This window comes from Streptomyces rubiginosohelvolus (genome assembly GCF_014649875.1).
Lineage (GTDB): Bacteria > Actinomycetota > Actinomycetes > Streptomycetales > Streptomycetaceae > Streptomyces > Streptomyces rubiginosohelvolus.
Window position 1 is genome coordinate 310914 of sequence record NZ_BMTW01000006.1, and the last position, 22696, is coordinate 333609.

Annotated in this window: 21 protein-coding genes and 3 pseudogenes; 14 read left to right on the top strand and 10 right to left on the bottom strand. The window is 69.2% G+C overall.

Translation table 11 applies throughout. The features are described 5' to 3' along the window. The first annotated feature begins 75 nt into the window (after positions 1–75). Positions 76–216 carry a hypothetical protein gene (locus tag IE134_RS17200; protein WP_189430966.1) on the top strand — a complete coding sequence of 47 codons (141 nt, stop codon included), beginning with the start codon at positions 76–78 and terminating at the stop codon, positions 214–216. Positions 217–343: 127 nt separating this feature from the next. Further along, a complete protein-coding gene (locus IE134_RS17205) occupies positions 344–568 on the top strand; it encodes a hypothetical protein (protein ID WP_032769074.1) in 225 nt (74 codons plus the stop codon). 39 nt (positions 569–607) lie between these two features. On the opposite strand, the gene IE134_RS34200 is transcribed toward IE134_RS17205, so the two are convergent. Continuing rightward, positions 608–961, bottom strand: a complete 354-nt coding sequence (locus IE134_RS34200) for a nuclear transport factor 2 family protein (protein ID WP_229823635.1) — start codon at positions 959–961, stop codon at positions 608–610. On the opposite strand from IE134_RS34200, the pseudogene IE134_RS17215 reads away from it, so the two are divergent. From IE134_RS17215 to IE134_RS17225, 3 genes and pseudogenes are all read left to right on the top strand, one after another. Continuing rightward, positions 842–1348, top strand: a pseudogene (locus tag IE134_RS17215) (RNA-guided endonuclease InsQ/TnpB family protein); the annotation flags it as partial. The gene IE134_RS34200 and the pseudogene IE134_RS17215 overlap by 120 nt on opposite strands. A 34-nt stretch (positions 1349–1382) precedes the next feature. Continuing rightward, positions 1383–2535: pseudogene (locus IE134_RS17220) on the top strand (glutaminase); the annotation flags it as partial. A 63-nt stretch (positions 2536–2598) separates the two neighbouring features. Then, complete coding sequence (locus IE134_RS17225; RefSeq protein WP_030718015.1) at positions 2599–3063, top strand: MarR family winged helix-turn-helix transcriptional regulator; 465 nt, start codon at positions 2599–2601, stop codon at positions 3061–3063. A gap of 61 nt (positions 3064–3124) precedes the next feature. On the opposite strand, the gene IE134_RS17230 is transcribed toward IE134_RS17225, so the two are convergent. From IE134_RS17230 to IE134_RS17245, 4 genes are all read right to left on the bottom strand, one after another. Continuing rightward, positions 3125–3484, bottom strand: coding sequence for a hypothetical protein (locus tag IE134_RS17230; protein ID WP_143668751.1), 360 nt, complete (start codon positions 3482–3484; stop codon positions 3125–3127). A 42-nt stretch (positions 3485–3526) separates the two neighbouring features. Next, positions 3527–3835, bottom strand: coding sequence for a glycosyltransferase (locus IE134_RS17235; RefSeq protein WP_229823620.1), 309 nt, complete (start codon positions 3833–3835; stop codon positions 3527–3529). A 442-nt stretch (positions 3836–4277) separates the two neighbouring features. Further along, positions 4278–4853, bottom strand: a complete 576-nt coding sequence (locus tag IE134_RS17240; protein WP_098894306.1) for a hypothetical protein — start codon at positions 4851–4853, stop codon at positions 4278–4280. 34 nt (positions 4854–4887) lie between these two features. Beyond that, positions 4888–5271 (bottom strand): hypothetical protein, encoded by a 384-nt coding sequence (locus tag IE134_RS17245; RefSeq protein ID WP_229823623.1) that lies wholly within the window; start codon positions 5269–5271, stop codon positions 4888–4890. Between the two features lie 568 nt (positions 5272–5839). Here IE134_RS17245 and IE134_RS17250 point away from each other — a divergent pair. From IE134_RS17250 to IE134_RS17270, 4 genes are all read left to right on the top strand, one after another. Then, positions 5840–7753, top strand: coding sequence for a CASTOR/POLLUX-related putative ion channel (locus IE134_RS17250; protein ID WP_435859667.1), 1914 nt, complete (start codon positions 5840–5842; stop codon positions 7751–7753). 714 nt (positions 7754–8467) lie between these two features. After that, a complete protein-coding gene (locus IE134_RS17255) occupies positions 8468–9163 on the top strand; it encodes a GAF and ANTAR domain-containing protein (RefSeq protein WP_030718034.1) in 696 nt (231 codons plus the stop codon). A 1040-nt stretch (positions 9164–10203) separates the two neighbouring features. Beyond that, the gene (locus IE134_RS17265) at positions 10204–10641 is read left to right on the top strand and encodes a VOC family protein (RefSeq protein ID WP_189430968.1); all 438 of its coding nucleotides are present in this window, start codon (positions 10204–10206) and stop codon (positions 10639–10641) included. A gap of 208 nt (positions 10642–10849) precedes the next feature. Further along, entirely contained in the window at positions 10850–11908 is a 1059-nt protein-coding gene (locus IE134_RS17270; RefSeq protein ID WP_189430970.1) for an FUSC family protein, read from the top strand. A 273-nt stretch (positions 11909–12181) separates the two neighbouring features. On the opposite strand, the gene IE134_RS17275 is transcribed toward IE134_RS17270, so the two are convergent. From IE134_RS17275 to IE134_RS34655, 3 genes and pseudogenes are all read right to left on the bottom strand, one after another. Then, on the bottom strand, positions 12182–12547 hold the full coding sequence (locus tag IE134_RS17275; protein ID WP_229823625.1) for an STAS domain-containing protein: 366 nt from the start codon (positions 12545–12547) through the stop codon (positions 12182–12184). A 215-nt stretch (positions 12548–12762) separates the two neighbouring features. Further along, positions 12763–13257 carry an ATP-binding protein gene (locus IE134_RS17280; RefSeq protein WP_050513746.1) on the bottom strand — a complete coding sequence of 165 codons (495 nt, stop codon included), beginning with the start codon at positions 13255–13257 and terminating at the stop codon, positions 12763–12765. 434 nt (positions 13258–13691) lie between these two features. Then, positions 13692–13868, bottom strand: a pseudogene (locus tag IE134_RS34655) (OB-fold nucleic acid binding domain-containing protein); the annotation flags it as partial. A gap of 358 nt (positions 13869–14226) precedes the next feature. Between IE134_RS34655 and IE134_RS17285 the strand changes: the two are divergent. The 4 genes from IE134_RS17285 to IE134_RS17300 all read left to right on the top strand — a co-directional run bounded on the left by IE134_RS17285 (position 14227) and on the right by IE134_RS17300 (position 17385). Further along, positions 14227–15216: an acyl-CoA dehydrogenase family protein gene (locus tag IE134_RS17285; protein WP_218924390.1), complete on the top strand. Its 990-nt coding sequence runs from the start codon at positions 14227–14229 to the stop codon at positions 15214–15216. Beyond that, positions 15213–15977 carry a PIG-L deacetylase family protein gene (locus tag IE134_RS17290; protein ID WP_030718054.1) on the top strand — a complete coding sequence of 255 codons (765 nt, stop codon included), beginning with the start codon at positions 15213–15215 and terminating at the stop codon, positions 15975–15977. The genes IE134_RS17285 and IE134_RS17290 overlap by 4 nt, the downstream gene beginning before the upstream one ends. Before the next feature lie 62 nt (positions 15978–16039). Beyond that, positions 16040–16627 carry a class I SAM-dependent DNA methyltransferase gene (locus tag IE134_RS17295; protein ID WP_098894305.1) on the top strand — a complete coding sequence of 196 codons (588 nt, stop codon included), beginning with the start codon at positions 16040–16042 and terminating at the stop codon, positions 16625–16627. Further along, positions 16624–17385, top strand: a complete 762-nt coding sequence (locus IE134_RS17300) for a glycosyltransferase family 2 protein (RefSeq protein ID WP_189430972.1) — start codon at positions 16624–16626, stop codon at positions 17383–17385. Before IE134_RS17295 ends, IE134_RS17300 begins: the two co-directional genes overlap by 4 nt. A 1541-nt stretch (positions 17386–18926) precedes the next feature. Here IE134_RS17300 and IE134_RS17305 read toward each other — a convergent pair. After that, complete coding sequence (locus IE134_RS17305; protein WP_229823627.1) at positions 18927–20282, bottom strand: DUF11 domain-containing protein; 1356 nt, start codon at positions 20280–20282, stop codon at positions 18927–18929. A 730-nt stretch (positions 20283–21012) separates the two neighbouring features. Between IE134_RS17305 and IE134_RS17310 the strand changes: the two genes are divergently transcribed. Then, positions 21013–21618: a hypothetical protein gene (locus IE134_RS17310; RefSeq protein WP_126931772.1), complete on the top strand. Its 606-nt coding sequence runs from the start codon at positions 21013–21015 to the stop codon at positions 21616–21618. A gap of 117 nt (positions 21619–21735) precedes the next feature. Here the strand turns inward: IE134_RS17310 and IE134_RS17315 are convergent, their stop codons facing one another. After that, positions 21736–22302 (bottom strand): RNA polymerase sigma factor, encoded by a 567-nt coding sequence (locus IE134_RS17315; RefSeq protein ID WP_179887956.1) that lies wholly within the window; start codon positions 22300–22302, stop codon positions 21736–21738. Positions 22303–22696: the final 394 nt, after the last annotated feature.

Here is a 22696-nt window from a genome sequence, read left to right on the forward strand (position 1 = left end):
GGCGATGACAGCGGTCACCGGAGGCCGTGACAACTCCCCCTGCCGCGAGGGCATGGGCGGCGCGATTCTGAACTCATGACGCAGAACGCGATGGGGGCCGGGGAACCGGGGAGAAATCCCGCCGGTGGGTACGAGGCCGTTCGCGGCGCCTCCTTCCCGGTCGCCCGCGGCCAACTGCGCGCCCTGCCCGGGACGGACAGGGCGCGCAGGACGTGACCGGATCTGTCCCTCGTACGACTCGACGATCGGCATCGACGCCGTACGAGCGGGAGTTGGGCCGACATGCCGCTCGCCGGGCACCATCAGGCGGCGCAGGCCGAGGAAGCCCAAGCGAGGTGACGGCATGAGCGACGAGGACGGGCTCGAGCCGGACGCGCAGCCGCTCACCGACGGCGGACAGTCCGTGCTGTCCGCGATGGTCGCCATGCTGTCGATGAGGGACGACATGGCCCTCGTCGCCGGCCTGAACGAACGCCTGTCCCTCATCGAGCGCTCCCCGGAGGTGGAACTTGGCGAGCGGGACGCCTCCGGGCCGGAGGCGTCGGCGCCTCCGGGGGAGAGCGTGTGAGAGGCGAGGACCGTCCGCCTCGACCTCCGGTGGAGGAGGTCAGACCATGCTGTTGCCGCTGGCGGTCGCTTCGGGCCGGACGAGGTCCTGCACGACGTCCCAGTGCTCGACGATGCGGTCGTTCTCCAGTCGGAAGATGTCAACGATCACCGTGGGACCGGGCCCCCAGCCGTGGACGAGGCTGTGCGTAAACACGAGGTCGCCCTGGGCCGCCACGCGCTGCGGCTCCCAGGAGAACCCCTCCAGGCCCGGCACTGCGGCGCGGAGTGTGCCGAGGCCCGGACCGCCAACCACCTCCGTGCAGTCCAGAAGGTTGCCGGCCTGCACCGCAAGGTCCGCCGTCAGCGGCTCGACCACGCACACAAGACCGCCCTGGGCCTGGTCCGCGAACACGATGTCATCGCGCACGAAGACCTCAAGATCCGCAACATGGTCCAGGCCCCCAAGCCGAAGCCCGACCCCGAACAGCCGGGTGTGTTCCTGCCGAACGGGGCCGCCGCGAAAGCCGGACTCAACCACTCGATCTCGGATGCGGGATGGGGGGTGTTCCTGACGATCCTGCACGCCAAGGCTGAAAGCGCCGGACGAGAAGTGATCGCTGTGAAACCCCGCAACACCTCCCGGACCTGTCCCGAATGCGGGCACGTCTCAGCGGAGAAATGGCCCACCCAGGCAAAGTTCCACTGCGTCTCGTGCGGCCACTTGGCGCACGCGGACACGGTCGGCACCCTGAACGTTCTACGGGCCGGGCTGGTCCGTCGCAACGCCAACCCGGCATAGCGAAAAGCCCCAGCGTTCACGCGGGGGAGGAGTCACGATTGACGGAGAGGTGTACGGGGCCGGTGACATCGACACCGAGTTCACGATTCAGTCGATCTCCAAGCCGCTCGCGTACGCGCTGGCGTTGGCGGACCGCGGGTTCGCCCCTGTGCTTGCCAAGGTCGGTGCCGAGCCGTCGGGGGAGGCGTTCAACGAGATCTCCCTCGAAAGCGACACCGGCCGGCCCCGCAATCCGATGATCAACGTTGGCGCGATCACCGTTCACTCCCTGGCAGGCCCGGAGGGGCTGAACGCGACAGAGCGGAAACGCGTGGTAGACGGACTTTCGGACTTCGCGGGACGTCGGCTGAGAACGGATGACGCCGTGTACGCGTCGGAGATGAAACACGCCCACCGCAACCTCGCCATCGCGCACATGCTCCGCAGACGACATCCTCGTCGAGGACGCGCGGGCCGTCGTCGACGGCTATACGCGCCAGTGTTCCGTGCTCGTCAGCACACGCGATCTGGCCATGTTGGCCGCCACGTTGGCGAACCGCGGGATGAACCCTCTCTCGGGCGAACAGGTGGCGCCGGAACCGGTGGTGCGCCAGGTGCTGAGCGTCATGTGCAGCTGCGGAACGTATGACGCGGCCGGCGACTGGGGCACCCAGGTCGGCATCCCGGCGAAGAGCGGAGTTGCCGGAGGTCTGATCGGCGCGCTCCCCGGACAGGTCAGCATCGCCACGTTCTCACCGCGACTGGACAGCCACGGAAACAGCGTTCGCGGGGTGTCACTGTTCGAGCGACTCTCTTCGGACATGGGTCTGCACGTGTTGGAGGTCCCCGCCACCGCGCGTGCGGCTCTGCGAACCAACCATGTCGTCGGCAGCGGACCGGACGCCCTCCGGGTTCTTCAACTGCAGGGCGGCATCGGATTCGCCGGAGCCGACAGAATCATCCGGGAAACCGTGGACACGTCGTACCCGGAAACCGGGGTCGCTCTGGACCTCACACGCGTCCATTCGATCGACGACGTGGCCCAGCGCATGATTCTGGGAATCGCGCGCCGGCTGACGCTCGACGGTCACGAGGTCTACCTCGTCGACCCGGAATCGATCGTGCCCGACCCCGATCCGGGCGATGGCGGACGAGTGACCGTAGTAGCCAGCCTGGACAAGGCGAGCGGACCTGCACGTTCCGGGTAATCGCCGGCACCGGCCGCGTCAGCGGGATGGAGGACGTGCCGATGCCCTCGATACGCTTGGTCCATGAACGCAACACCGCGCTGGCTGACCCCGGAGGAGCAGGCCGCCTGGGACGGTTTCATCCGCATGCAGGAGAAGCTCATCGGACGTCTTTCCCGCTACGTCCAGGCAGACTCCAGCATGTCCCCGGCCGACTTCATCGTGCTGGTGAAGCTCACCGAGGCCGGCGGGCGGATGCGCTTCATGGACCTCACGAAGTTGGTGGAGTGGGAGAAGAGCCGCATGTCCCACCAGGTGGGGCGGATGGCGAAGCGCGGCCTTGTGACCAAGGAGGAGTGCCCCGACGACGGACGCGGTTCCTTCGTCGTCGCCACCCCGGCCGGCTATCGGGCGATCGAGGACGCAGCGCCCCTTCACGTCGAGCACGTCCGCCGACTGTTCATCGATGCCCTGACGCAGGACGACCTGGACACGCTCACCAGGATTTCGAGCCGCGTCGTCGCTCATCTGGAGGCGCAGCCCGACTGAGGCTCCGGCCCTGAGCCGGATGGTGACAGTGGGGGACCGGCCGCCGGGTGGAGCGCGACGTTCAGTCCTGCCCGGGCCCGGCGGTTCGGTCGGCGGTTCGGGTGAAGTCGGAGGCGTGGTCGCGGGCCCACTGCGCGTAGGAGCGGCCCGGACGGCCGAGGGCGTCTGTGAGCGTGCGGCAGTCGCTATCGGGCGAAGGGGCTACGTCGAGGGACTTGTCAGTGGCCCTTTCCGCCCCGTCGTAGCTGGTGAGGCCGTACAGCCAGTCGGCGTAGTCGGCGGCGAACCCGCCCTGTTCGCGGTAGAAGTGCCGCGCCTGTTCGGGCGTCACCTCGTCGAGGGTGATGTGGTCGCCGACAGCCGCGGCGATGGCGGCGGCCTGTTCGCCCGCCACCTCCGCACCCTTTTGCGGCGAAGCCACCCCGTGACGAGTGTGCTTCGACCTGGAAGGGCCCACGATGCGTCAGATCTGAACGACGGCCTCCTCACGCATCCAGCCCCGGCCGTCGGCCGCCGCGTCGGTGGTGACCAGAACGTAGCCGTACTCGTTGTAACTGGCGCCCTCGCAGGTAGAGGCACCGACTATGTCACCAGCGTGCTTGGTCTTGACGACCGCGCTCGTCGGGTTCGGGTTCTCGTACACACCGGCGGTCGGCCACAGGACTTTGTACTGGCATCCGAACGGGGCGGAGGCGCCGGCCGTGGGGCCGGCGGCGAGGACACCGGCGCTGCCGAGCGCCGCGGCGAGGACGAGGGTGGTGAGTCGGTTCATGCGCATGAACGATTGTGCCCTTCAGGAGCCGATGATCTGTCAGCGCACAGAATCGCAGGGCGGGCTAGGGATTGTCCCGCGCTCGCACAAGCCTTCACCGGCTTCGCACCGGCTGCTGGGCAACTCGGCTCCGCTCGGCGCCGCCGGAGAACCCGGCCCGGCACCGCAGCCACGACCGACCGGAGCCCGGCAGGCCTCGCTCGCCCCGCCGCGGCCGCGCTTTCCCTCCAACGGCAAGCTATGCGGGCGGCCGGACGCTGAGCGGGACCGGGCGCTCACGCTGCACTGCGGACAACCGTTCCCGCATATACCGCTGGGCAGCCGGCCAAGCGGCGACGTCGGGTCCGCTCACCATCGCCGCCGGCTTCAGGGACCCGACCGCGCTCCCGGGGTGATGGTCTACAGGGGTGAAGCAGTGGAGAGTCGTCATGGCCCGGTGCCGCTAGCGGTGGTTGAGGTGTTTGCGTGCGGTCTCGGCGAACGTGCTGATAGCTGACTTCAGGAGCTCGAAGTGCTCTCGGTGCAGATCCGCGGAGGTGGCGGGACGGAGGCCTTCGTCAGCGTCCTCGATGCTGTTCAGCGTGGTGCTCAGCTGCTGGGCTGCGGCTCGGACGTTTCGGGCCGCTGCCGCGACGCGCGAGGGTCCTTCCAGCTCGACCTGACGGGCTGCGGCTGCCACTGGCTCGGGGTTGGTTGCCGACGAGATCGCCCGTCGAAGGGCGGACCGTTCGGAGCTGCTGTGTTGGCGGGGGAGAGCTTCCTGTTCGCTGAGGAGGCCATCGAGCAGGATTCCCGCGCTCTCCAGCACCGCTCCGGTCCCGGCTTCGTAGGTATGAGCGGCCCTGAGGAGTTCTGCGTACACCTCCCTTTGCGCCGTACGGCGAAGGGAGTCGAGCGACCCGAGGTAGGCACTGCGGGCTGTCTTCGATGCGGCGAGCACGGCCGCGGTACCACCGATCAAAGCTCCGGTGAGGGCACTGCCCGCTCCGATCAGCGCTATCGCCAGCTCGTTTTCCATAGGGGCATCCTGCCGTCAACCGGCCGGGCCGTCTCTAGTTCTGGTTTCGCCGCTTGCGGTTGTGGCGGCGCGGGCGTGGGAGTGTATCCAGTTTGCCCACAGCTGCACGGATGTGGGCCTCGCCGGACGGGCGATGCTCGCCCGCGCCGCACCAGGAGAGCTGCCCGTGCGCCTCATGCGGATGCATGCCGAGGTTGTGCTCGGTACAGAGCGGCCACGCCCGCCGGAGCCGCTCCGTGATGGTCTCCTGCGCGGTGTCGGCGATGGCCGCCAGGGCAACGGTGAGGTTCTCCGCCGAGTCAGGGTACAAGGGATTGCCGTGCCATTCACCGTTGGCCAAAGCGACGTAGACGCTCTCCGGCTCGCCGTCGTCGCATGGGGGAGTGGCCAGCAGCCGGAGTGGTCCGCGCTCCGGCACCGTTCTCCCAGATCGCGGTTGAGCATCGCGAGAGCCTCGTCCCACAGGGGGTACTCGCCTGGCGGAACCAGGCGGGGCTCAGGGCGGTCGTAGGGAGCACGCACAGTGGCCATCCTGCACTGCGGACAGTCGGCGGCAGTCGCGCTGTGAGAGGTATCGATGCCCGAGGCGGCGCTGCCGTGGTGACTCTGCTGCCACGCGTGGCCCCTTCCGCCGCCAGAACAGCGGCGACTACGACGACGACCTCGTCCTGCGCCTCGAATTCAGTCCACAGGTGACCGGCATCGGCGCTCATTTCCGCAGCTCCTAGTGCTGGGCTACCGGCAGATCCCGTCCGGTCCGGGCCGCGGGCTGCGTTGGACGGGTGGTGACTATGCGTTTCCTCCCGGCCGAGCCTCCGAAAGGGTGAACCGGCAGCCGATCCCGGCGTGCCCTGCTGCCGGGCGTCGCACTCTGCGGAGAGGGACGCCCGGTGTCGAGGCCACCACAGGGGTGCTCGGCGTCGGAAAGAGGGGGAGTGGTGGTGGGATCGGCCAAAAGCGAGCCGCAGACTTCGTTGCGCGACCGTATGCGCTATCGGTTCGACCGCACGCTGGCTCGTTCGACCGGCACGCTGATGGGCTGGCTGGTGATCACCTGCCTGGCCGTCGTCGTCCCGGTGAGCCTGTTGCTGGTGTGGACGGATCCGGGATCTCCCACGTCGCTCTCGGGGCGGCTGACCGCTGCGTGGCGGATCAGCGCGGAGACGCTGCGGCTGGGCGCGGTCACCGGCACGCCCCTGCGCATGGTGCTTTCCGCAGTGCTCGGACTGGTCGCACTGCTCTGTGTGTCGACGCTCGTCGGAGTGATCACCACCGGACTGGCCGAACGAATGACGGAGTTGAGCAGGGGACGGTCCACGGTCCTGGAGCGGGGGCACGTCCTGGTGCTCGGCTGGTCGGACCAGGTGACCACCGTGGTGGGTGAACTGATCGCCGCGCAGACCCCACGGCGGCCGCGCGCGATCGTTCTGCTGGCCGACCGTGACAAGGCGGTGATGGAGGAGGAGCTGGCCGCGAGGGTCGGCCCAGCTGCCCGCGGCCGGATTGTCTGCCGCAGTGGTCCCCCCAGCGACCCTGACGTTCTCGCCCTCGTCAGCCCGCGGTCGGCGAGCACCGTAGTGGTCCTGCCATCGGCGGGAGTGACGGCGGACGCCGAGGTGCTGCGCATCCTGCTGGCCCTGCGGGCGGTGATCGGTGGGTACACGGACGGGCCTCCGGTGCTCGCGGCGGTTCGGGACGACCGGTACCGGGCACCTGCCCGTCTGGCCGCGGGCCCCCTGGGCACGGTCCTGGAAGCGGACACGGTCACGGCCCGGCTGATCGCCCAGTGCGTCGGCCGGCCCGGCCTCTCCCTCGTTCTGCGTGATCTTCTCGACTTCGCGGGCGACGAGTTCCATCTCGCCGACGCCACCGCGTTCCAGGACGGCCCGTTCGGGGAGACTTTGCTCTACCACCCGAACTCTTGCGTGGTGGGGCTGCTCACACCCGATGGCCGCACGCTGCTGAACCCGGCCGCCGACACCCTTGTCCTGCCCGGAAGCCGCCTGATCGTACTCGCCCGCGACGACGACAGCACCCGCGTCGAGGACTGCCGGCACCTCATTGACGCCTCGGCCATCGCCGCCGTCCGGTTCGAGCAGGCCGGCCCGTCCCGGCTGCTGCTGCTGGGCTGGAACAGCCGGGCCCCCCTGGTCCTGGAACAGTTACGCAGCACGGCCCGCCCCGGATCCGTTGTGGAGGTCGTCGCCGACAACGCCGTACCCGGGCCCCGAGAACCGGAGGCGGAGGGACCGGCCTGGCAGGATGTGCGTTTCCGTTCCCTTCCCCTGTCCCGGCCCGAGGTCCTTCTCGACCTCGACCTTGAGCCGTACGACGGAGTGATTGTCCTCGGCCCGGACCAGGTCGAGGGCCGGGACCACCCGGACGACTGGACTCTGGTCACCCTCCTGGCCGTGCGGCTGCTGGAACAGCGAACGGGACGCGAGACCCGGATCGTCACCGAACTTGTCGACGACCGCAACCGCCCACTGGCACCGGTGAACAGCGGTTCCGACGTCATCGTCAGCGGGATGCTCGTTGGTCTGCTCATGGCTCAGATCGCGCAGAACCGGCATCTGGCGCCCGTCTTCGAGGAGTTGTTCGCCGCGAACGGCAACAGCGTCTGCTTGCGCCCCGCCTGCGCCTACATTCGCGAGGGTGCCGAAGCCACGTTCGCCGACGTCGTCGCCGCCGCCCAGAGGCGTGGCGAATGCGCGATCGGCTACCGGCGGCAGGAACTCGCGCGCACCGGCTCCGATGACCACGGCATCAGGCTCAACCCGCCGAAGGCCGAGCGGCGCGTCTGGAACGCCGAGGACCAGGTTGTGGTGGTCGCGACGGACCGCCCGCCGCCCCCTTCGGACATCGGCGAACCGCAGGAGTCCGCTACGACGGGCAACTGAGGCTGAGGGCGGACACGACCTCGTCGTCGAGTTCGCACACCTTCGGCGTTCGCACCCGCCACATGGCTGTCAGGCGCACCCGGTGGCATGAACGTCGTGGTCCTTGGTCGCGGAAACGATTTGGGGGCTCATCGCCGCTGACGGCTACACCGCAGGCTCCTGGGCCTGCCCACCGATCGGGACCAGGAAGCCGCGGACCGGACCTTCGCCGGCTTTACCGGCGGCGTCGACCCGGGCATGGAACTGGTGGAGAAGCTGCACGCCCTGGCCCCGCTGCTGGACACCCTGGACGAGCCTGAACGCACCATTCTCGCCGTGCGCTTCGGCCAGGAGATGACCAGCGGTCAGTGCGCTGCCGTGTGCGGTGTGCCCGCTCGGACAGGGTGCTCCACCGGTTGTGACCCAGCGGGGTGCAGTAGTCCGACATGGTCCTGACTGCGGCGCGCACGGAAACGCGGTCGGCGAAGGTGATGCCGCTGGCGTCGAGGATCACGCCGGTGTGATCGGCCAGGGCGGTGTCGATCTGCGCTTGGAGAGGTGGGAGGAAATAGGCGAAAGCGTCCGTGATACCGGGTCAGGGGGCGCGGGGCTCGGCGTGGTTCGGTAGGGGTGGCTGTGGCCGAGAGCACTCGCGTGAGGGTCTGGGCTCCGGGGCAGATGCCTGGTGACGGATCAAGGAGACCGGATCTTGCTGGAGGCTGGGTCGGGATGGGTATGGACTGGCAGCGTTTCGCGCAGCGGATGGCGGCGATGGCGCATGACTTGCTGGAGCAGGAGTCGGTGGCCGGGACGCTGGAGCGGATCGCCGGGTCGGCGACGGAGCTGGTCGAGGGCTGTGACGCGGCCGGGATTTTGATCCTGAGCGGCGACAAGGTGCAGACGCTCGCGATGACCGGGGCGTTGGCCGAGGAGAGCCATCGGTTGCAGGAGCGCCTGAAGGAAGGGCCGTGTTTCGACGCGGCCCGCCGCCGGGACGGGGAGCGGGTCTTCCGGATCGCCGACATGACCGCCCTTCAGGAGCGGTGGCCCGCTTTCGCCCCCCGGGCGGCCGAGTTGGGCATCGGCAGCATGATGGGCTTCCTGCTGTTCACCGACGACGAGAACCTCGGCGCCCTGAACCTCTACTCGCGGCTCCCGGGCCGGTTCACCGAGACCAGCGAGACGGCCGGGTGGGTGCTCGCCTCCCACGCCGCCGTCGCCCTGTCCAGCGCACGCAACCACGCCCAGATGGCGGAGGCCGTGGCGACGCGGCATGTGATCGGGGAGGCCATGGGCATCCTGATGGCGAGACGCCGTATCGCCGAGAACGAGGCGTTCAACGTGCTGCGCGGCTACTCGCAGAACAACAACGTCAAGCTCCGCGAAGTCGCCCTGGCGGTGTGTGAGCAGGGGGCCCTGCCTCAGCCCTGACCCGGGCCAGGGGGGCGGGTCCCCCGGCAGCCGGAGGACGCACCGGCAGCGCCCGCCCCGATCCACCCGACTTCGGTATACCTCGCCGAGCACCACGCCCGGTGCCGCGCTGTATAGGTCTGCGGCAGACCGTGCCGTATGGGTGTGCGGGACAGGCCCGGGTCTCCCGAGTACGGCCCGGACCCGGGTGCCGATGGCGGCCTTGCCACCGGCACCAGGCTCCGCCCAGGCCTTCGCCGTAGGGCTGAGCGCGGTAGAGCACCTTTGCGGTGAACCGCCCCCCGGCGTTGCTGCGTCAGTTGAAGACGACGGAGCGGACCTTGAGCCGCTCCGAGGCAAGCCGGTGTGGGGCCGGAGGGAAAAGGAGTCGCCTCCGCAGTCGGTGCCGGTGAAGACGGTCGCCCAGGCGTCGGTGCGGTTCTTGGGCGAGCGGGCGGGCTGAGGGTTGTCCTCGCCGGCGCCGGGGAGGTTGAGGCACTGGCCGTTGGGCGGGCTGTTGAGGAAGCCCGAGGCCTCGAATCCCTCAGCGGTCATGTAGTCGTAGCGCACTGCCCGGCAGCGGCCGATGCCGGGGCGGGGGTGGTGATGAGGAGGACGTCGGCGCCGAGTGCGGCGGCGAGAGCGGAGCGAAGACGCATCGAGAGATCCTTTTGCTGGGGAACGCTGCCGTCGCTGTCCCTGCCCGACGAGTTCGAACCGCACCCCCACTTCACCCTTACGGACAGTGACGAAACGTGTCTGCCAACTCGATTGGCCCCGGGGGGCGAGGCCGGTTCTGGTTTGGGGAGGCTGCTGACGAGCCCGGCTCTCTGTACGGACCTGCGTGCCCCCTGGATGGCTGAGTGAGGCGGAGCGTTTCTGCCATGAACCTCTTCCCCCGAGCGGATGAGTACCAAGCGCAGGGCCTCAAGCGCCCCCCTCTATCTCTTGTCGCACTGATTCCTAGTGCCGTTCGTCAAGCCGCGGCGCACGCTTGAGGTAGCAAGCAGGAGGTGTCGGAGGTGCGCGGTACAGTCCGCTCATCCGACTGGGGAGGGCTCATGGCAGCCAAGTGGAGCTTGACGATCGACTGCGCGTACCCGGGGAAACTGGCCGCGTTCTGGGCGCTGGCGTTGGGCTACGAGGAGAAGCCGGCGCCCGCAGGGTTCGGGAGCTGGGAGGAGTGGTTCTCGCATCATGAGGTTCCGGAGGACGAGTGGGATGACGGGGCGTACCTCTCAGATCCTGACGGCGTGGGCCCCACCTTGTCCTTCCTGAAGGTGCCGGAACCGAAGGTGGCGAAGAACCGGCTGCATATCGACGTGCAAGTTGGCGGGGGCCGTGAGACCCCGTGGGAGGTGCGCTGGCCGCGCGTGGTCGTGGCGGTGGAGCGGTTGACCGCTGCGGGCGCGAGCGTGATCCGCGAGGAAGAGTTGCAGGGCAGGTCGGATCACGTGGTGATGGCAGACCCGGAAGGTAACGAGTTTTGCCTGGTCTGAGTGGGTCGGTCAGACGAACTGGCCGCGCGCAGCGTGTGGTGTTTCTTCCTAGTTCTTTGCGTTTCCCTGGGGGCGCTGGAAGTGCGGGGCAGCTAGGGCGACATTGCTTGAAGGGAACGGCGTGGCGCGGGAGGCGTGGTGGATGGCCGCTGGGCGGTGGGTGGTTGTGGAGTGGGCGGAGGTGTGCCGATCTGCTCGTAGTGCGTTGGTGGAGGCGGGTCCTGAGCGGGACACGCTCGTCCAGTCGCTGAAGGCAGCGGCGGCGGCGATCGCCGCGTGGGCGGTGAGCGGGTGGTGGTTCCAGGCGCCGATGGCCCTGCTGGCTCCGTGGACGGCGATCGCGATGGTCGGCAGCACGGTCTATCAGTCGGTGCGCACGGGCGTCCAGCAGTTCGCCATCATCGCCCTCGGCACTCTGTGGGCGTCTGCGGCGATGGCCTTCACCGACGACAGGACCATGGCCGCCATGGTGCTCACCTTGCCGTTCATGATGCTGCTCGGGAACTACCGGCGCTTCGGAAGCCAGGGCATCTACGGAGCCACCACAGCGCTTTTCGTCATCACCGGTGGGGTGTCCAGCACGTCCACGGTGGGGCACCGGCTCCTGGAGACGCTGATCGGTGCGGTCATCGGTCTTGGGGTCAACGCGTTCGTCCTTCCGCCCGTTCACCTGCGGAGCGTGCGTGACCGCCTCGTCCGTCTTGTGGGGGAGACGGCGGATGTGCTCGGTGCCATGGCGGAAGGGCTGGGCGGCGAGGACGGGGCGGAGAAATCGGAGGGCTGGCATCACGCGGCTGGCGGGCTGACGGTTTTGCTGCAGAACGTGAGCGAAGCCCGGCGCTGGGCTATGGAGGGGGCTAGGTGGAACCCTGGGGGCCGGCTGCGCCGCACGGGCCCACAGCCTCCGGCGTTCGCCGAGGACGCCCGGTGGGGACGCGTCTGCACCCGCGTCCTGGCTCTCACCCGCACACTCAAGGGGCTGAGTGACGATAGCGAGCTTGTACCGCCGTCGCCGGACTTCTTCCGGCTATTGTCCGAGGTGCTGGACCAGGCCGGTCACATTTGTGCCGTCGAGAGCGAGTTGCTTTCCGGCTCCATGACCGGTGAGCTGCGCGAGCGCCGCGACGCGGCGTTCCGGGAAGCCTGGAGCGCCATCGGTTCACTCACCGACGCTTTTCACCGTCAGGCACCGTCGGCGTCGGCCGTCGGGGGCGAGCTGCTGCTGGAAGCCCGCCAGCTGTTGACGGAACTCTCACCTGCCTCCTGAGGCGCGGGCAGCTTGTTTCAGATGCGTCCCGTTGCTGTGGGCCCCGGACGATCTTTGTGGCTCGAGTGCCGTCGTGCGCGGCTCGGCGGGAAACTCTGGGTCCCGCAGAGGCGGTGCTGCACCCCGCCCAGCACCGCTCTTGCTACCCGGTAAGCCTGGCTGAACCGGTCACCGTGGCCCTGGGCGGGAGCCCCTGCGCTGGCTGTTCTTGGGCTGGAGGTCGCCGGGGCGGGGCGCTGGGGTGCGCCCCGCTGCAGCAGTATCGGTGGTGGGTCAGGTGTTCTGGGCTTGGTCGACGGTGGGGTAGATGCGGAGGAAGGCGTCTGCGCCGACGACGGCGAGGAGGCGTTCGATGGTTTCGGAGGGGGCGGCTATGCGCAGGTCGGTGCGTTGGTGGGTGGTGAGGAGGAGTCTGAGGAACATGGAGTCGGCGAAGGTGATGCCGCTGGCGTCGAGGATCACGCCGGTGTGATCGGCCAGGGCGGTGTCGATCTGTGCTTGGAGGGGCGGGAGGGAGTCCAGATCGAATTCGCCGCGGGGTGCTATGACGGCCAGCGGCACGCTGCTGTGTCTGCGTTCGGGGGTCGACATGGTGGTGAGTATCCCCTGCCGTGAGATCTCGTCGGGTGCCAGGGGCATACCCGCATGAAAGGAAGGGGTGTCGGAAGAATCGGCTTGGGCGCCATTCGGACCGGCAGAGACCGTTGGTACCAGCGCAAATCCAGCCCGTGGATGCGCTGAGGGCCCCGCGACGAGGAGAACAGCGGCCTTTGACCGGTTGGGCTGATTGTTGAACGCCAATGGGGCGGATGAGCTGCGTCGGGGTTCGCAGCAGGTCGAAGCCCGAGCGGTGCTTACCGGGCAGTCTGGTCCGAGGTGGGTCGGTCGGTGCTGTCCTGCAGGGCTATCTGTACGGTCACGCGTTTGCCGACGGCCTCGCGGCGGAGCTCGAAGCTCTGGCAGACCGCGAGCACGAGCTCCAGCCCGTGCTGCCCCACCCGGGTCGGATCGGCGGGCGAAGGGGACGGAAGGACAGCGCCGGAGTCCCACATCGTGATGCTCAACATGGTGCCGTCGGATTCGACGTCGAGCAGGCACGGGCCCGGGGCGTACTTGCACACGTTCGTGGCGAGCTCGCTGACCACCAGCTGCGCGATGTCCGTCGCCCGCCCGGAGATCGTCCACGCATGCAGCGACTGACCCGTTGCCAGGAACTCCCGCACGAAGCCGCGGGCGCGACCTATATCCCGCGAGGTCATCTGGTACGCAGCACTGCTCCGCATGGTGGCCGTGATGACCTCCTCCAGCCATCTCCGGTCTGCACCCGCGTGAGCATTCTTCAGTGGCATGAGCACCCCGTTCCAGTTGGCCACACCTCGTGGCCGTCAGCGCTAGTACCCGCCCCCGCGCCTTCCAAGCCACCCGGTCCGTATTAAGAGGGGGACCCTCCGTCCCGAACGCGGGGCCGGTCGTGGGGTCGACGCAGCTGCCGTGCGTGACGATGTACGGCACGGGGGCATCGCGGCGGAGGTGCAACCGAGTGAGTCGGGTACTGCTCCGTGCGTTGGAATCTCCTTGGTCGCGTGCGGATGGTGCGCCCGGCCTGGTCGCGCGCTGGGCCGTCCGTTCCACCCGGTCCATGCGTTGGGCTCCACCCAGGCGCGGACCAGTCGGCGGGCAGGGCTTCGACGCGGGAGCTGATGCCGTCGACGACGGCGAGCAGCTGCCCGTACAGCTCTTCGGTCCGTTCGGATCGCCCGCGGACGCGGCCGGCTGGTGGTGTTCATCCGGGGCTTCGGTGTCCGAAGCGGGTGAGGTTCGCCGAGCGTGTTCCGGCGGGCTGGAGGTCGCTCCAGGGGTGCAGGCGGGTGCCCGCGGTGCCATCGGGGATGGACCGCCCGGGCGCGGGCTGGGCCGGTGTGGGGGAGGGGGCCTGACCGAGGAGGTCGAGGACGGCCTGGGCTTCAAGCGTGCCCCTGATTCGAACCGGGAGGTGAGCCGCTTCGCGATCAGTCCCACCAGCCAGGCGTCCTCGACTATCTCCCATGCCTCAGCCCCGTGCCCCGTGATCGCCGCGGATGCCGACCGGGGCGGCCCGCCAGCCCGAGGCCCGCCTTCGCTCCGCGTGCGGCAGCCCGGTCGTGGCACATCAGGCCTGACGTGTCACTGCCGCTGCGCAGGTGTTTCGTTCCTGGTGAGAGGGGCACAGAGGGAGGCCGGCAGCTTTGGCGCGGTCGCGTGAACTTGGGTGTCGATCCATCGTTGAGGAGCGTCCGGCTGTGTCGGAGCTGCCCGCTAGTGCTGAAGGAGTTCGAGTCATGCCAGCAGATCCTGCTCTGCCCGTCGATGCCGCACAGGCCGCAGAGGGTTTCGTCGAAACGGTCAGGCGGATCGAGAAGGGAGAGCTGTCTTTCCCTTTGCCGGGTTCCGGGCGTACGGGTGAGCGGTTCGCGGCTCTGCGGGATGTAGCCGAGGCGTCTTTGTGCTCCGCGCGCCTGGTCGAGGGGCATGTCGACGCCACTGCCATCCTCGCGGAGTTGGGGGAGACCCCGCCGCCGGCGGGTGAGCTGTGGGGTGTGTGGGCGGCCGAGCCGCCGGGTGAAGGACTGGTCGCCTCCCAGGTGGGGGAGGGGTGGGTGCTGAACGGGCTGAAGCAGTACTGCTCGGGCGCGCACAGCTGCACCCACGCTCTGGTCACAGCCCGGGCAGGAGAATCGCGGCGACTCTTCGCGGTAGAGGTGAGCGGAGGCGGTTGTCAGCCGGTGGAGGGCAGCTGGCAGGCCGTCGGCATGGCAGGCAGCGACACCCCGGACGTACGGTTCACGAACGTGCCGGCGACCGCGGTCGGTGAGCCGGAGGCGTATGTCCGCAGGCCCGGGTTCTGGCACGGAGGCATCGGGGTCGCCGCTTGCTGGTACGGCGGTGCTGTGGCGGCATCGCGGGTGTTGCGCGAGGCGGCCGCATCCCGGGCCGAGCCGCACACCGATGCCCACCTCGGGGCGGTGGACGTCCAGCTGTACGCAGCCGCAGCGCTCCTGGAACAAGCGGCCGCCGAGATCGACGCGGATCCCCACGACGAGGATGGCGGGGCCCAGCTGAGAGCGATGCGGGTACGCGCGTTCATCGAGGCGGTCTGCCGCACAGTGCTGGACCATGTGGGCAGGGCGACCGGAGCGGGCCCGCTGTGCCACAACGCCTCGCACGCCCGCACCGTTGCCGACCTGACCGTCTACATCCGCCAGCACCACGCCGAACGCGAGCTCGCCGACCTCGGCGCTCACCTGGCCCGACCGCAGGACAAGCGATGACGGTCACCAGAGGCGGCAGCTTCGCCGATCCGATCCAGGCCCCCGGCACTCCCGAGGCGGACTGGCAGGCGTGGCCGGGCTGGGAAAGCCTTCCGGAAGTCTCCCTGGGATCCTTCGATCGCGTGGTGGTGGTCGCTGCCCACCCTGACGACGAGGTGCTCGGTTTCGGCGGCGCGATCGCGCTGCTCTCGGCCTCGGGTACGGAGGTAACTGTGGTCGCCGTCACCGATGGCGAGGGCTCCCACCCCAACAGCGACGTGATCAGCCCGTCCGATCTCGTGAAGGTGCGTGCTGCAGAGACACAGGCGGCGCTGGCCGAGCTCGGGGCGGCGGACTCGGATGTCGTGAGGCTGCGGATCCCCGATACGAAAGTAGGGGCGTACGAGGACGAGGTCGTGGACCAGATTGCACGCCTGGTCCGCGACGCTGACCTGGTGGTCGCGCCGTGGACCAGCGATGTGCACGGCGACCACGAGGCAGCGGGCCGAGCAGCCGTGCGCGCGGCGAAGGCAGCGGGTCTCGCCTGCTGGCTTTATCCGGTGTGGATGTGGCACTGGGCACAGCCGGGAGACCTCCGGGTGCCGTGGCGCAGCGCGGCCCGCATCCTGCTGCCCCCAACGGTGCTGGACCGAAAGAAGGCGGCCGTGAAGCGGTTCGTCAGCCAGATCGCGCCCCTGGGGCCGGGCCCGGGCAACGCACCGATCCTGCCTCCGGAGGAACTCGCGCACCATCTGCGCGACCGGGAGGTGGTTTTCCGGTGAAAGACACACAACACACACCGGCCGTCAGCACGGAGGGCACCCCCGGTGCGTACTTCGAGAGAATGTACCGCGACACTCCCGACCCCTGGCATCTTGCTGAGCGCTGGTACGAGCGCCGCAAGTACGACCTCACCGTGGCGAGCCTGCCCCTGCCCCGCTACCACCGCGCCTTTGAACCCGCCTGCTCGGTCGGCGAACTGACCGTACGTCTGGCTGAACGGTGTGACCGGGTGGTGGCCTGCGACCGGGTGGAGTCCGCAGTCGCTACCGCGCGCAGCCGCACCTCAGCTCTTCCTCATGTGGAAGTGCACGCCATGACCATTCCCGGCCAGTGGCCGCCCGGCCGCTTTGACCTCGTTGTCCTGTCCGAACTGCTCTACTATTTCGACGCCCCCACCCTCCGGAGCGTCCTGGACCTCGCGGTCGACGCCCTGGAGCCGGGAGGCACCCTGGTCACAGCGCACTGGAATCATGCGGTGCCCGACCACCACGGAACCGGCAGCACGATCGCCCGTACCGTCGGCTCGGTTCCGGGGCTGACACTGACGGCCAACCACAGGGAAACCGACTTCGTGCTCCAGGTCTACGAGCGCACCAGTCCTGACGGAACGGCAGCGCCCTCACCTGCTGCCCGTGAGGGCCTCGTATGACCGTACCGGGAAGCATCAGAGCGATCGCTGTCGTCATTCCGGCCCGCGACGAGGAAGAACTTCTTCCAGCCGCGCTCACGTCCCTGCGCACGGCGGCCGCGCACCCCGGCATCGAGTCGGTCCGTGTCCTCACGGTGGTGGTGGCAGACTGCTGCACGGATACCACCGCCGCGGTCTCCCGTGCCGCGGGCGCACTCGTCGTACCGGTCCACTTCCGCAACGTCGGCCGAGCCCGGGCTGCCGGTGTGCGAGCCGCGCTCGGCGTGATCGGCGGCCCCCCGGACGGCGTGTGGATCGCTTCCACCGACGCCGATAGCTCAGTACGGCCGGACTGGCTCGCGTACCAGGCGGCTCGCGCCGCAGAAGGCTGGGACGCTGTCATCGGCACCGTGACTGTCGACCGATGGCCAGCCGGCCGAACTGACCTGGCAGACCGGTACTGCCACCTGTACGAGAATTCACGCCCACCAGCGGACCTCCCGTGGCGCCACCCCCACGTGCACGGTGCAAATCTCGGCGTCAGCACTCGCGCCTATACAGCTGCGGGCGGCTTCCCCCCGACACCGCTCAACGAGGACCGAGGCCTGGTCGACGCACTGGAACGGACCGGCGCACACCTCCTGCGGACCTCCGACTGCCCCGTCACCACTTCGGCCCGGCGGAACCCTCGCGCACAGGGAGGCTTCGGAGACCACCTGATCGAACTCGACCGCACTCTGCTCGACATCAGGACAAGGCGTCAGCCAACTCCGCCGTAAGCGACCCGGCTGACGACAGGGCACCGCCTCTCAACGAGAAGAGCTGCGCGCAGGAGCGGCCGCGCCTACGGGTGCGGTCCTCACCCGGCACTGGCGAATCAACCAGAGATCAGGCTCCCGAGCTGTCCGGCCGCGAAGCGGGGTACGGATGGAGCCGGCGAGCAAGGGGCCAGGATGGTGCCGCCCGCTGACGGGACGACACAGACTCCTGGTGCCACACGCACTTTCCATGGCCCTCCGGCCGGGGACCAGCTCCCAGCCCTGCTCGGCGCCGACGACGAGCCGGACGCGTTCCGGCCCCGTCACCGGGTGGTTGCCGCTGCACACCGCAAGCACGGCGGGCTGCGCTTGCCGTACCGGGCTGGTGATCGAGTCCCTCGTGCCGAGCCTGCTGGAGCAGCGGATCACCACCGGCAGCGCCCACTGCGCCTGGCGGCGCCTGCTGAACCGGTACGGCGAGGAGCCTCCGGAGCCGGCACCGGAGGGGATGCGGGTCCCGCCGTCGGCGGCCGCCTGGCGGATGGTGCCGAGCTGGGAGTGGCACCGGGCCGGAGTCGACCGGTCGAGGAGGCCGCGATCCTGCGTCCCTGCTCCTACGCCCCCCGCCTGGAAGGAGCCGCGGCCATGGAAATGCCGGTGGCGATGGCCCGGCTGCAGCTCGTTCCGGGCATCGGGCCGTGGGCCCGCCGCCGAGGCCTTCCAACGCACCCTTGGGGCCCCGACGCTCTCACCTTGGGCGATCTCCACCTGCCCGTGCAGATCGGCTATGCCCTCACCGGTGCCCGGCGCGGTACCGGCGTGCAGACGCTCCAGCTGCTGCAACCGTACGCCGGGCAGCGCTACCGGGCAGCCCGGCTCATCCTCATCAACGCCGGTCCCGACGCGTGGTACCGCGGGGACCCTCGGAAGTTGGGCGTGGAGACTCACGAGGAGTGGTGGGCCGCGACCAGAAACCCGGACGTCGTCCGCGCCATGCTGGAGGACTACCGCGCCGGACTCACCAACGACCGTGAGCACGAAGAGGCGGATTACGCCGGGGGCACGCGGATCCACTGCCCCGTTCGGGTCCTGTGGTCGCGCAGGACGACCTGTACGGCGATCCGCGTGACACCTGGCAGCACTGGGCCCACGACGTGCAGGGCCATGGCATCGACTCGGGCCACCACATGGCCGAGGAGGCCCCCCGCCCGCTCTCCACTGCCACAGGCGACTTTTTCACCCTCTGACTGCCTCGGCACGCCGACGACACAGAACGCCTCCCCAGAACCACAGCACGTGTTCAGCTGGGCCGCTCACGGCTGGCGGCGTGACGCCTTGAGCCGGGGCACGATAAGCAGCATGAACGGGCCCTGGCCGCCCTGTTCGACCTCGCAGGAGTCGACACCTACCTGTGGATCTACCTCACCCTGAACACCGCCAGCACCACCTGACACAAGCAACAGCAGCAAGCGCCCACATGCTCCGTCGGTGCGAGGGTCGGCTGCCCGGCTCGGACAGGGCCCGCGCAGGGGTCGGGCCGGGCAGCCTGAGGGGAGCGTGCGTCAGCTCGTCGAGGGGTTGACGGTGAGGGTGGCCGTGTTGTTCGTCAGGTCGGGGTCGAAGGTGCGGACGGCGGGTTCGTAGGCGTCGTTGTAGATGGCGGCGCGGGCGGTGGAGTTCGGGATGACCTCGTCGATGTGGAGGGTGAAGGTGAAGGTGTGGGTGGCGGGCTTGCCGGATTCGGTGAGGTAGATGGGGGTGTTGCAGCGGTAGCGGGTCTCGGACTGGGACCAGCAGGCGTCGGGGGCGGTGGCGACCGAGGTGCCGGCGGGGATGTCGATGTCGACGGTCGCGGCGGGTTCGCCCGCGCCGAGGGAGGCGACCCAGGCGGGGCCTGCGTTGTGGACGGTGACGGTGGCGGGGACGGTGTCGCCGGCCGCGCCGGAGACGGTGGAGGCGGTCAGCCGGTAGTCGGCCTGGTTGACGGTCTTCACCGTGAAGCTGCGGTAGGGCTGGAGTTCATCGGCGGGGGCGGCGGCCGGGGTGAGGTTCACCTCCGGGCCGACGCCCGGTGTGAAGGCGCGGCCGGCGCGGGCCTCGGCGAGCGCCTGCTCGGAGTAGGGCTGCGCCGAATAGTCGACACGGTCGAAGAGTGCCATGTCCTTGGTGCGGAACTTCAACGGGAGGGAGTGGTACGAGCCCGGAGTCGTCCGCTCGTCCAGGACGCAGAGGAACGTACGGCCGGTGACGGCGTTCGTGGATTCGCAGTTGGAGGGGACGGACATGCCGAGGCGTATGCCGCGGGAGGTGAAGACGGTGAGCAGGGTGCGGTCGGCGGTGCGGTTGCCCTGATTGCCGAGGACGACGGAGGAGTCGAAGGGCTCGTCGGGTGCCATGCCGGTGCGGTACTCGGCCTGGGTGAGGCCGAGCGCGGGGCCGTCGTTGACGGCGACGTAAGTCTCGCCCGGGTACGCGTTCATGCCGCCGGCCTGGGCGGTGTAGCGGACGTAGCCGGCGGTGCCGTCGGTGGCGCCCGGCTTGGTGGTCAGGCCGATCCGCGCGGCGGGTGCGTTGGCGCCGCCGGGGAGTTCGGGGGTGGTGCAGACGGCGGTGGTCTCGTTCTCCGGCCGGCAGTTCGCGGGCCAGGTGACCTCGGCGAACGAGGCGACGTCGGAGGCGTCGACGGTGAGCGTGCCGGCCGGGACGGTGGTCGCCGTGTTGTCGTGGCTGATCTGCACGGTCAGCGACTGCGACGGTGAGGGGGAGCCGTCCTCGGACGGACCCGCGAGGGTGATCTCGTACGGGTCGGACCAGAGCCACAGGGCGTCGGAGGCGGCTGCGGCGGGGGCCGCGGCCGGGCCGGTGACGGCGGCGAGCGCGCCGAGAACGGCGGCGGAGGCAATGAGCGTCTTCTTCACGGGGATCAAGACAGCAGAGATCCACGGATGGTTGTACGGCAGAGATGGGCCGGTTTCAGTCCGCCGGGTAGGCCGCGCGACCGTCGGGAATGCCCGAGCGGGCGATGAGGTAGCCGACTTGGGTGCGGCTGCTGCCGGGGCGACGGAGAGTCTGGCGACGTGGCCGCTGCAGGGCGGACCTTCATAACGTGATGCCACCACTCTTTCAGCTTCTGATCTCCGTGTTCGGGTGAGCCGGATCTGGGCTCGCAGGCGTTTACGGAGCCCGATCTCCGCAGAGCTGAAGGGGTCTTCCGGGCGATGGATGCTGCGGATCGGCTTGGGCCGCAGCGGCAAGCCATCGTTCACCACAGCGCCCTACGGCTTCCTCATCCGCCCCACACAGCATGGCGAGACGGTCAACCACGGCGAACTCCTCCGGGACGGTCGCGCCCGAGCAGTAGCGGTGGAGGGTGGACGATTGACGCTCGGCCGCTGGCCCAGCGCCTCCCAACTCCTCCCTTCCCGCGCCTTCGGCGCGCACGAGCCCCGCGAGCTCCTCGACGGCGGCGTCCTTCGGCATTCCATCCCCTTCGACCCCGCGTCCCAACCTTCCACGTCCTTGCACGTCAGCGGGGGTGGAATGGTTCCAGGGCGGCTGGTTGGCGCGTGAGCGTTGCAGGCAGCGGGCGCGGGCCTCACGCTGGTTGAGCACTGACCGAACGAACGACCCGACGGGGGATCCATCACCATGAACAAGTTCCGCACCGCGCTCGCCACAGCAGTCGCTGCCGCACTGGGCCTCGCGGCTCTCGCCACAGCCCCGGCGCAGGCCGCTGCCCAGCCCGCCTTCCTCGCCGCTGCCCAGATGCCGCCGTCGTCGACGCCGTGGACCGCCACCCAGGTCTTCACCGGCGTCCCGGAGAACGGAGGCGTCCTCTGCGCCCCGTACAAGATCCCGGCGCAGAACACCCGCTACCGCGAGTTCAGCACCGAGCTCGACACCAACGGTGTCCAGGTCACCACCGTCGCCCGTACCGAAGCCGACGCCGTGAAGCTGGTCAACACCCTCCGCGCGGCCCTCGCGGGCTGCGGCCCCCTGCTGGAGCAGCAGAACCCGGGCCTGCAGGCCGTCAGCGCCTCCCACGGCAAGCTCGCCGTCGAGGAGGGCGCCTGGGTCTACAGCCTGGACACCGCCGACCCGCAGATCGGCATCTCCGACATCCACCTGTTCTCCGTCGGCCGCGACGGCCGCACCGTCACCCTCGTCCGCTGGGGCCAGATGGGCGACCTCGAGGACGCCCCGCTGACCGCCTTCCGCACCACGACGAAGACCGCCGTCAACAAGCTCCACTGACCCGGGGCCCCGAGAGCTGACCACACCTCGACAGCGGCGCGGCCGGAACCCGGGCGCGCCGCTAGTCGGCTGATTCAGGCCATGGGCGGCATCACGGAGGACTCTTGAGCCAAACCTTCACGCATGTGCGTCGAGGCGGCGGGCGAGAGCCCTGAGACCCCGTCTGGTGTGACTCTTGACCGTTCCCAAGGGCAGGTCGAGAAGCCCCGCAACCTCCGGCTGAGTCATGTCCAGGTAATAGGCCAGGAAGAGGACCTCGCGCTTGTGGTCCGGCAATTCCGACAGGGAGGATGCCATGTGCACCCGCTCGACGGCTCCGGCGCCGACGTCAGGGTTCGCGGCGACGGGGCTCCTGATCAGACGGCGTAACCCCTCGTACCTGCGGGCGACGGCGGCAGACGCGTCGGCGGCCTTGTGCACCGTGATGCCGTAGATCCAGGGGCCGATCTCCCCTCGGCGAGGGCAGTACCTACCGGAGTATCGCCAGAGGTCGGCGAAAACCTGCTGCGCGACATCCTCGGCTTCCTGAGGATCGACGCAGCGGCGCCTGGCCCAGCGAAGCAACTGTGGATGCCAGTGGGTGTAGATGCTCTCGAAGGACTCTCGCACGGTGTCGCCGTGCGCGGGGGCGCCGCAATCGTTCGGGCAACAGTCGGACGTGGTCGTAACAGTTCGCTCGGACACCAGCCGTCTCCGGATGGGCTCGGTGGACTTGGGGAGGGTCGCGTTGCCGGCGGCCGTAGTGGGTCCCTCGGGACGAGGCCGTAGCGAAGTGGTGCCCGTGACGTCAGGTGACCACGAAGGCTCGGCGGGCGCATCTCGGCCGGTCCGTTCGTGCCACGGGGACGCCTGACGCCATAGACTCTGCCGACGCACGTTCGTCGAGTCCGTGCCGTTTGTTCAGCAGAGGCTGGGGCGTGGGGGCTTCTTTTCACGGCTGCCGTAGGGGCGGACTCCGACGAACGTCGACAACGCGGAGCGACGGGTGCGGTTGAGCTTCCTGGGATGATCGAGATCACCCCAGGAGGGTGCAGTGGCTTCTTCGGACCACGCGTGCGCCAGCGGAGATAATCTTGAA

Bases quoted from the DNA above. Each gene is read 5' to 3' on its own strand.
- IE134_RS17285 (WP_218924390.1), top strand. From the start codon at position 14,227: ATGCCAGCAGATCCTGCTCTGCCCGTCGATGCCGCACAGGCCGCAGAG.
- IE134_RS17250 (WP_435859667.1), top strand. From the start codon at position 5,840: ATGCGCTATCGGTTCGACCGCACGCTGGCTCGTTCGACCGGCACGCTG.
- IE134_RS17235 (WP_229823620.1), bottom strand. From the start codon at position 3,835: ATGAACCGACTCACCACCCTCGTCCTCGCCGCGGCGCTCGGCAGCGCC.
- IE134_RS17290 (WP_030718054.1), top strand. From the start codon at position 15,213: ATGACGGTCACCAGAGGCGGCAGCTTCGCCGATCCGATCCAGGCCCCC.
- IE134_RS17255 (WP_030718034.1), top strand. From the start codon at position 8,468: ATGGACTGGCAGCGTTTCGCGCAGCGGATGGCGGCGATGGCGCATGAC.
- IE134_RS17225 (WP_030718015.1), top strand. From the start codon at position 2,599: ATGAACGCAACACCGCGCTGGCTGACCCCGGAGGAGCAGGCCGCCTGG.
- IE134_RS17300 (WP_189430972.1), top strand. From the start codon at position 16,624: ATGACCGTACCGGGAAGCATCAGAGCGATCGCTGTCGTCATTCCGGCC.
- IE134_RS17280 (WP_050513746.1), bottom strand. From the start codon at position 13,257: ATGCCACTGAAGAATGCTCACGCGGGTGCAGACCGGAGATGGCTGGAG.
- IE134_RS17295 (WP_098894305.1), top strand. From the start codon at position 16,040: ATGTACCGCGACACTCCCGACCCCTGGCATCTTGCTGAGCGCTGGTAC.
- IE134_RS17205 (WP_032769074.1), top strand. From the start codon at position 344: ATGAGCGACGAGGACGGGCTCGAGCCGGACGCGCAGCCGCTCACCGAC.
- IE134_RS17200 (WP_189430966.1), top strand. From the start codon at position 76: ATGACGCAGAACGCGATGGGGGCCGGGGAACCGGGGAGAAATCCCGCC.
- IE134_RS17265 (WP_189430968.1), top strand. From the start codon at position 10,204: ATGGCAGCCAAGTGGAGCTTGACGATCGACTGCGCGTACCCGGGGAAA.
- IE134_RS17310 (WP_126931772.1), top strand. From the start codon at position 21,013: ATGAACAAGTTCCGCACCGCGCTCGCCACAGCAGTCGCTGCCGCACTG.
- IE134_RS17275 (WP_229823625.1), bottom strand. From the start codon at position 12,547: ATGCCCCTGGCACCCGACGAGATCTCACGGCAGGGGATACTCACCACC.
- IE134_RS17240 (WP_098894306.1), bottom strand. From the start codon at position 4,853: ATGGAAAACGAGCTGGCGATAGCGCTGATCGGAGCGGGCAGTGCCCTC.